The 8,451-nt window shown below is 77.2% G+C and carries 7 protein-coding genes; 3 read left to right on the top strand and 4 right to left on the bottom strand.

Features of this window, described 5'->3' with window-relative positions; translation table 11 throughout:
* Positions 1 to 446, bottom strand: a 446-nt coding sequence (locus tag KIK08_RS35210) for a hypothetical protein (protein ID WP_214407650.1), incomplete at its 3' end; no start/stop codon positions are given.
* A 414-nt stretch (positions 447 to 860) separates the two neighbouring features.
* On the opposite strand from KIK08_RS35210, the gene KIK08_RS42075 reads away from it, so the two are divergent.
* Positions 861 to 3,275, top strand: a complete 2,415-nt coding sequence (locus tag KIK08_RS42075; protein WP_214407649.1) for a putative bifunctional diguanylate cyclase/phosphodiesterase — start codon at positions 861 to 863, stop codon at positions 3,273 to 3,275.
* A 6-nt stretch (positions 3,276 to 3,281) separates the two neighbouring features.
* Here KIK08_RS42075 and KIK08_RS35200 read toward each other — a convergent pair whose 3' ends face one another.
* Complete coding sequence (locus KIK08_RS35200) at positions 3,282 to 4,487, bottom strand: PAS domain S-box protein (RefSeq protein WP_214407648.1); 1,206 nt, start codon at positions 4,485 to 4,487, stop codon at positions 3,282 to 3,284.
* 327 nt (positions 4,488 to 4,814) lie between these two features.
* Between KIK08_RS35200 and KIK08_RS35195 the strand changes: the two genes are divergently transcribed.
* Entirely contained in the window at positions 4,815 to 5,048 is a 234-nt protein-coding gene (locus KIK08_RS35195) for a hypothetical protein (protein ID WP_214407647.1), read from the top strand.
* A complete protein-coding gene (locus tag KIK08_RS35190) occupies positions 5,048 to 5,767 on the top strand; it encodes a helix-turn-helix transcriptional regulator (RefSeq protein WP_214407646.1) in 720 nt (239 codons plus the stop codon). Before KIK08_RS35195 ends, KIK08_RS35190 begins: the two co-directional genes overlap by 1 nt.
* Here the strand turns inward: KIK08_RS35190 and KIK08_RS35185 are convergent.
* Positions 5,760 to 7,802: a glycoside hydrolase family 3 N-terminal domain-containing protein gene (locus tag KIK08_RS35185; protein ID WP_214407645.1), complete on the bottom strand. Its 2,043-nt coding sequence runs from the start codon at positions 7,800 to 7,802 to the stop codon at positions 5,760 to 5,762. The genes KIK08_RS35190 and KIK08_RS35185 overlap by 8 nt on opposite strands.
* A 114-nt stretch (positions 7,803 to 7,916) precedes the next feature.
* Positions 7,917 to 8,451: fibronectin type III-like domain-contianing protein (locus KIK08_RS35180; RefSeq protein WP_214407644.1), on the bottom strand; the 535-nt coding region annotated here is incomplete at its 5' end.

The raw sequence follows: 8,451 nt of genomic DNA, 5'->3' as shown, positions 1-8,451 counted from the left end.
GGGGGCCGCGCACCCGTCCCGCCGACCGCGTCCGGCCCGGCGGGCCGGGTGGCGGCCCCGTCGGGGGCGGCGGGGGCGGCGTCGCCCACCTCGACGTCGGGGCGCGGGTGGGTCAGCTCGCTCAGCACGGCCGGGCCGAGCACGGCGGTGGCGGTGAACAGCACCCCGGCCGCGCCCGTCATCCTGCGGATGCGGGTGCCCGCGACCGTGGGGGTCGCGGGGGCCGGTGCGGGTCGGGAGTGGCCGCGGGGGAGCAGCGGCCGGTCGGCGGCCCGCCGCGCCCGTCCCTCGCGACGCAGCAGCGTGCCGACCGAGACCGGGTCGCCCGGGCAGGGCGCTGCGGGCGGGACGGTCGACGACGTGCAGCGGGCGATCAGCTGGTCGACCGTCACCGGCTTGTCCGGGCCGCGGTGGGAAGCGGCTCGACGGCGGTCGGGCATGTCCACGGTCGGGACCTCTCTCGGAAGCGCGCTCGACGGACGGTGGTGACTCACTTACTACTTGTGTTGGAACGCCACCCGCCAGATGCCACTCATCCGTTCATCGCTACTCACCCGGATGGCCGTGCGGGCGTTTCGGCGCAGGTCGGCGACCGGTGGGCGCGCCATTGCGGCGTGGATTGCCCCATTCGGGTGTGTGACCTGGCCGAATTGCCGTCAGGAGGTACGGCGTTACAGCCGAACCCTCACTGTGGTCCGCGCCGCCGCGGCTACGGAGTGTGACCGGGGATACCCTGCCTGTCCGAACGGGCTGGCCGGTTCCGGGCCGGCCCGCGGAACGATCTGCGTCCGATCGGACTATCGGTGCGGTGTGGGTGGTCCGAACGGCTCCGGGACGACGCTCCAGGGGAAGAGGCGGGAGTGGGACTCGACAGCACGCCGGACGACGACCGGGCCGCGGTGCACCCGCGACCGCCCGCGCGAGTGTGGGCGCGGGAGTGGGCGGGGTTGCGCCGTCCGCGCGGCCTGGTCGAGCAGACGCGCTGGCTGTTCACCCTGAGCGCGGTGCTCTCGCTGCTGCTGACGCTGCCCAAGCCGTTGCTGACCATGGATCCCGACGGGCTCCCGGTGGCCGCGGCGGCCGTCGTCGTCCTCATCGCGACGTGGGTGCGCCGCTACCTCACCCGCCGCGACGCGCTCCCGCTCGACCTCCTCGAGGCGGTCTCGCTGGCGGCGACCGTCGCGGTCTTCCCCCAGCCCGCGGCGGTGTGGATCTTCACGTTCGCCGCCGTGTGGCTGCGGGCGCTCTACGGCACACCGGCGCGGGCCGTGTTCTTCTGCGCGCTCATCCCGGTCGGGCTGCTGGCCGGCGTCCCCCTGTGGGCCGAGCAGTACGAGCGCGACGCCGCCGCGCAGGCGCTGAACATGGTCGTGGCGATCCCCGCGCTGTGGTTCATGATGCTGGTGGCCCGGTCGCTGGCCCGCAGCCTGTTCGCCAGGGAGCGGTCCCAGCAGCGCGACGCCGCGCTGGTCGAGCTCGGCCGGCGGCTGATCGGGACGACCGACGTCGCGGCGATCAACCGCGAGGCCCGTCGCGTTGTCGCCGCCATCTGCGCGGCCACCCCGGGCATGTGCGCGATGCTGATGCGCGGCGAGCCCGGGGGGTTGCGGGTGATCGCGCGGTCGGGCCCCTGCGGAGACCTGCCGGACCTGCTGCCCCGCTCGATCCTGCCCGCGCAGGCCGTCCCGGGCGAGGTGCGGCGCAGCCCCGACGAGGCCGCGATGGCGCACCTGCTCGGCGTCGAGGCGCAGTGGCTGGTCATGCCGGTGCTCGACGGGCCCGACCGCTGGTTCGCGATGGGCGCCGCGGGCTCGGTGCCGGACGAGGCGGTCGTCGCGGTGCAGTCGGTGGCCAACCAGATCGCGCTGGCCCTGCGCGCCGGCGAGGCGCACCGCGACCTCACCGCCCAGGCGCGGGTCGACCCGCTGACCGGGCTGGCCAACCGCTCCGCGTTCACCGCGGCGCTGCAGCGGCAGTGCGGTGCGCCCGACGGCCGCTCCGCGTTGCTGTTCCTCGACCTCGACGACTTCAAGGTCGTCAACGACCGCCTCGGCCACGCCGCGGGCGACGAGTTGCTGCGCCACGTCGCCGCGCGGCTCGGCCGGGCGGTGCGCCCGCAGGACCTGTGCGCCCGCCTCGGCGGCGACGAGTTCGCCGTGCTGCTGCCCGATTCCGGTGACACCGCGCACTCCGTGGCCGAACGGCTGGTCCGGCTCGTCGCGGCGCCGGTGTCGGTCAACGGGCGGCTGGTGCACGTCGGCGTGAGCATCGGGCTGGCGTTCGTCAGCGCGGACGTCTCGCCCGACGAGCTGCTGCGCCACGCCGACGCCGCGATGTACGCGGCCAAGGCGGCGGGGAAGAACCGGGTGCGGGTCTTCGACGCCGGCCTGCTCGGGGCCGGTGTCCGGGCGGTACTGGACTCCGAGCTGGCCGCGGCGGCGGCCGGGGGGCAGCTGGAGGTGCACTACCAGCCCATCGTGTCGGTCGTGCAGGGGCACCCGGTGGCCGTGGAGGCGCTGGTGCGCTGGCGCCACCCCACGCGAGGGCTGCTGGCGCCGGGGGAGTTCGTGCCGGCGGCGGAGCGCAGCGGGGCGATCGTCGACATCGGCGCGCACGTGCTGCGCCAGGCGTGCGCGGACGCCGCCGGGTGGTGCGGCCCGGCCGGCCCGCTGGCGGTGCACGTCAACGTCTCGGCCGCCCAGCTCACCGAGCCGCCCTTCCTGGACGCCGTGCGCGACTGCCTCGCCGAGCTCGGCATCGAGCCCGGCCGGCTGGTCCTGGAGGTGACCGAGAGCATGGTGCTCGACTCGCCGGTCATGGAGGACGCGCTCGACCGGCTCATCGAGCTCGGCGCGGCCATCGCGATCGACGACTTCGGCACCGGCTACTCGGCGCTGAGCACCCTGCGCACGCTGCCGCTGGACATCGTCAAGATCGACCGCTCGTTCCTGGCCGGGTGCCCGGGCCGGGCCGCCGACGAGGCCGTCGTCGAAGCGATCATCGAGGTGGCGGGGCGGCTGGGCCTCACCGTGGTCGCCGAGGGCGTGGAACGCGCCGAGCAGCAGGCCTTCCTGCGGCGGATCGGCGCGCACTGCGCCCAGGGCTACCTGCACCTGCGCCCCGCACCGGCCGACGAGCTCACCCGCTGGCTCGACGAGCGCAACGGGTCGGCGGCCGTCGAGCTGCTGCACCCCCCGGCGGGGCCGGCCGACACCGCGTCGTCGAACGGCTGGGGGATGGTCGTCGCGCCCCGGGCCCCGCGGCGCACCGGCTGAGTCGGCTCAGCCCGCGCCGTCGGACTGCTCGTCGGGCTGCTGGAGCTCGGCCACCCGCGGCGGCCACACCGCCGGGTGCAGGATGCCCAGCGCGTAGGCCCTGGCGATCAGCGCCGCGCTGTTGGCCGGGGCGCCGCCGGGCCCGTCGGCGCGCAGCTTGTGCCGCAGCCGGGTGATCCGGTAGTCCACCCCGCGCCGGCTCATGCCCAGGTCGGAGGCGATCTGCTGGAGGCTGGCCCCGGCCGCGAGCCGTTCCAGCACCGCGGCCTCCCCGGCCGAGGGCATGCTGCGGGCCGGCACCGTGACGGTCTCGGTGTCCGCGGCGAGGGGGGCGAGCAGGCCCAGCCCGAGCGCGGGCGCGCCCTCGCGCGTGCGCACCAGGGTGACGGTCAGCCGGGCCGGGCGCTGGCGGCCACCGGCGCCGCGCACGGTGACGGTCAGGTCGTAGCGGTTGCGCCTGCCGGTCACCAGTTCGGCCCACAGCGGCGCGTGCCGCTCCACGTCGGCCGCGGTGAGCGCGATGCCGATGGGTTGGCCGCGCACCTGCTGGGGCGTGCGCCCGGTCAGCCGCAGGGCGGTCGGGTTGGCGTCGACGACGCGCGCGTCCGGGGCGAGCAGCAGCACCCCGATCTCGGCCACGTTGAACAGCGCGCGGAAGCGCTGCTCGGAGTCGGCGAGCTCGCGGCGGGCCCGTTCCAGCGCGGTGACGTCGACGAACACCTCGCCCACGCCGTCGCCGCCGTCCTCGGTGGGCAGCGGGAAGACGTGGCCGTGCAGGTCGACGAGGTGGCCGTCGGGGTGGGGGATGCGCCCGTGCCAGACCCGCGCGGTGCCGGACTCGCGCACCCGCCGGCCGGTGTCGAGCAGGTCGACGATGTCGCTGCCGTCGGCGCCGGGCAGGTCGGCGTCGGGTCGGTAGCCCACCACGTCGGCCAGCCGGACGCCGAAGGTGCGCAGGAAGGCGGGGTTGGCCTGGGTGATGCGGTCGTCGGCGTCGCGCACGTCGATGACGGCGGGGGAGTTGTCGACGAGGCGGCGGAACTTCTCCTCGGCGACCTCGGCGCGCCGCTCCGCCCGGGCCAGTGCGGCCGCCGTGTCGGGGTCGGGAGCGCGGCCGGCCCCACCCCGGCCGTCCGCGGTGCCGTCGCCGGCGCCCCCTCCGGTGGTGCGGACCCGACCGGCGTCGCGACCGCTGTCGACCCCGGTCGTCATGCGGTCGGCACCGGGCCGGTGTTCGGGTCTCCGGTGCGGCGCGCTCGCGCGGCCGCGGTGGAGCGGACGGTCATCGGGACTCCTGTGGCGGAGCGTGGCAGGGGAGGGTGTCGACCGTATCCGCTCGGTGACAGCGCGCGATACGGGGCGGCGGCTGTTCACTCGGACGCACTAGTGGTCGGATTCGGGGGTCGCGCTCGGCGCCGAATTTTGTGACCCTGGTGGACAGTGAGTGCAGATGCACATGCATTCGTTCGTGCAGAGATCGACAACGTTGGCATGCTCAGCGCACGGACGGGCCGGGCTCGGTCGGAAGGGAGAGCAGTGGTGGTGCCTCGCGGAGAGAAGCGCTCGCGGCCGCGGGCCAGTGCCTTCGCCGACGAGCTGGCCCCGATGGTGGAGGTCTGGCTGCGCCTGCTGAACGCCCACGTGCCCGACGCCGCCGGACGCTGCCGGGCCTGCACGGCCGGGGGTACCGGCGTGCCCAGCGAGCCGTGGCCGTGCGTCATCCGCGGGATGGCCGAGCTGGCCCGGATCAGCCATTCGGCGGGTGCGGCATGATGACCGGCGTCGGCGTCGACCACAGGTCCGCCGCCGCGGGGGCGCAGTCCGCGCCCGCCGGTGCCGAGACCTTCGTGCTGCGCCGGGTCCTGCTGGTGCACCCCGACCCGACCCAGCGCGCGCTGGTCACCGCCCAGCTGCGCGAGTTCGGCGCGGTCACCGTGCTCGAGGTCGGCGACCTCGCCGAGGCCCGCACCGCGGCCCGCTCGCCCGGCGCGCGGGACCTGGCCGTGCTGGGCTGCGACCCCGGCGACCCGGAGTTCAGCAGCCTGCTCGCCGAGCTCGACGACCAGGGCTGGTACCGGGTCGTCGTCGTGATGCCGCAGGCCGGCACCCGCCAGATCGTCTCGGCGCTGCTGGCCGGCGCCACCGGCGTGCTGACCGCGCCCGGCGGGTCGCTGGCCGGACCGGCCACCGCGGCGGACGACCCGAACGCGGCGGTCCGGGCCTGGAACGCCGACGAGCCCGCCGCCGGCGTGCGCCCGCCGGGTGTGCGCTACGTGCCCGACCTGCGCGGCATGCCGCGCGCGCTGACCCACCGCGAGCAGGAGATCCTGCAGCTCGCCGCGAACGGGCACCCCAACCGGGAGATCGCCGAGGAGCTCGGCCTGTCCCCGTTGACGATCAAGAGCCACCTCGGCCGGATCGGGCGCAAGCTGGGCTCGGGCGACCGCGCCCAGCTGGTGCTGCTGGCCCTGCGGGCCGGCGCCATCAGCTGAGGCCCGCTCCCCGGCCCGGGGGTGGGCGGTCGTCGGGCAGCACGACCAGCTCGGCCGAGAGCAGCACGTCGCGCGCCGACCGCCCGACGAGCACGTCGAACGTGCCCGGCTCGACGACCCTGCGCATGCCGCGGTCCCAGACCGCGAAGCGGTCCGCGGGCAGCAGCAGCCGCACCTCGCGCCCCTCGCCGGGGGCCAGGCCGATCGAGCTGAAGGCCGCCAGCGACTGCTCGGGGCGCACCACCGAGGCGACGCGGTCGCGCACGTAGACCTGGACCACCTCGCGGCCGGGCAGCGGCCCGGCGTTCTGCACCCGGCAGGTCACCTGCACGGTCTCTCCCGCCCGCACCCGCTCCGGCCCGACCAGCAGGCCGGAGTACTCGAACGCCGCGTACGAGCGGCCGTGCCCGAGCGGCGTGCCGGCGCCGCGGTCCGAACCGAGCGACACCGGCAGCCTGCCCGACGGCGTCCGGGCGCCGGTCAGCATGTCGGCGACCCGGTCCGCGGTGGCCGGGCCGGCCCCGCAGCACCACAGCACGCCCGAGAGCGTGGCCAGCACCGCCTCCAGCCCGTCCAGGTGCGGGCCGGTGAGCAGCAGCACGCAGCCCAGCCCGGCCGAGGCCAGCCGGGTGAGCTCGGCGGCGACCTGCCGGGGTGGGCCGGCGGTGACCACGACCACCGGGTCGCCGCGCCGGGCGGCGTCGGTGCCGGCCGGCGGGACCACGACCCCGCGGTCGGTGAGGTGCCGGCGCAGGGCAGCGGCCAGCGCGGCCGCCCGGTCGGGTTCGGTGTCGGGCACCGCGACCACCGCGCACCGGCCCCGCCGCAGCGGGAGCAGCCGGCGCGGGTCCGACAGCAGCACCGCGCCCCCGGTGACGGCGGCGTCGAGCAGCTTCTCGTCGGTCGGCGGCCCGGCCGCGGCCCCCACTCGCCCGACGCTGCGGCCGGTGGCGTCGACCGGGCCCGGGGCGGCGCGCGGGAACGGGTCCTCGAACAGGCCCAGGCGGAACTTCAGGGTGAGCACGGCCGCCACGGCGTCGTCGAGCTGCCACTCCGGGAGCGCGCCGTGGCGGACCAGGCGCAGCAACCGCTGCGCGGTGTCCTGCGCCCCGCCCGGGCCCGGGTCGGCGGGGACCCCGGCACCGGTGGGGCAGAAGCCGTCCACCCCGGACTCCAGGGCCAGCGCCAGCGCCGCGTCGGGCGATCCCGCGACGCGGTAGGGCTCGTGCAGCCCGGCCACCGCGGCCCGGTCGCCGATCACGGCGCCGGTGAACCCCCATTCGCCGCGCAGCACCGCGCGCAGCAGCCACGGGTCCGCGTGCGCCGGGACCCGCCCGTTGGCGGTGCCCGCCGGGACAACGGCCGCGACCCCGGCCAGCACAGCGGCCCGGGCCGGGGGCAGCAGCCCGGTGCGCAGCACCCGCTCCCCGGCCGTCGCGTCCGCGGCGGTGCCCAGCCCGAGCACGGCCCCGCCGACCTGCCCGCCCTCCTGGATCCCGTGCACGTGGGCCGCGGTCAGCTCGGCGGCCAGCAGCGGGTCGCCGCCGAGGCGCTCGGCGCCCGGCTCGGTGCCCCCGGGCACGCTCACCACCGGCCCGAGCACCAGTCGCACCCCGAGCGCCCTGGCCCGCCGCGCGACGGCGGCGGCCACCCGCTGCACGAGCCCGGTGTCCCACCCGGCGGCCAGCCCGAGCGGCGGCGGGAACGGCTCCTGCCCCGGCAGCGGCGCGGCCATGACCGGCAGCGCCGGGATGCCCAGCGCGGTCCCGGCCACCCTGCGGCGCTGGGCGGCGTCCACCGCCCGCGCCACGGCGGCGGGATCGGTGCCGGTGACGCGCAGCAGCCCGGCCCCGACGGGCCCGGCCGCCGCGGCGCCGTCGTCGACCGCCAGCAGCGGCTCCGGGCCGACCGGACCGAGCTCGGCGGCCACGACCTCGGCGACCTTTTCGGCCAGCGACATCCGGGCCATGAGGTCGCGGGTGCGGTGCGCGGGCGGTGCGGTGGAGTCCCGGAACACCGCGGCGGGGCCGCTCACCTCCGTGCCCTCCCGTCACGTACCGGTCGACGCCGCCGATCACGTCGACTGCGACGTCGGTGTCCGACGCGCCGCCGGACGCTAACAGGCAATCGGGACCCGGACCGGTCGGGCTCACCCGAACGGCGTCGCGGTGTGCTCCGCGCGGGAGCCGCCACCCGTCGGGGACCGGGGCAGGGCGCTGGTCCGTCCGCGGAGCCGGACGTCGGCGGCCGAGCGACCGACGAGCACGTCGAACTCGCCCGGCTCGACCACCCTGCGCATGGCCCGGTCCCACACGGCGAACCGCTCGGCGGCCACCTCGACCTCGACCCGCACCGACCCGCCGGCCGGCACCCGGACCGCGCTGAACCCGCCGAGGCCGCGTTCGGGCGTGGTCACCGAGGACGTCGGGTGCCGCAGGTAGACCTGCACGACCTCCTTGCCCTCGCGGGGGCCGGTGTTGGTGACGAGGCAGGAGACCCGTAGCGGCGCCCCGCCCGGCGGCAGCGCGGGCGGCAGCCGCAGGTCGGAGTACTCGAAGCGGGTGTAGCCGCCACCGTGGCCCAGCGGCAGGCGGTGCCCGCACGCGCCCGGCGCCACCGGTAGCCGGCCCCCCGGCTCGGCCGCGCCGCCCAGCACGGCGGCCAGCGCCGCGGGCCGCTCGGCG

It is taken from the genome of Pseudonocardia lacus, assembly GCF_018531445.1.
Lineage (GTDB): Bacteria > Actinomycetota > Actinomycetes > Mycobacteriales > Pseudonocardiaceae > Pseudonocardia > Pseudonocardia lacus.
Note: the sequence above shows the minus strand (reverse complement) of the source record. Positions and strands in the feature narration are given on the sequence as shown.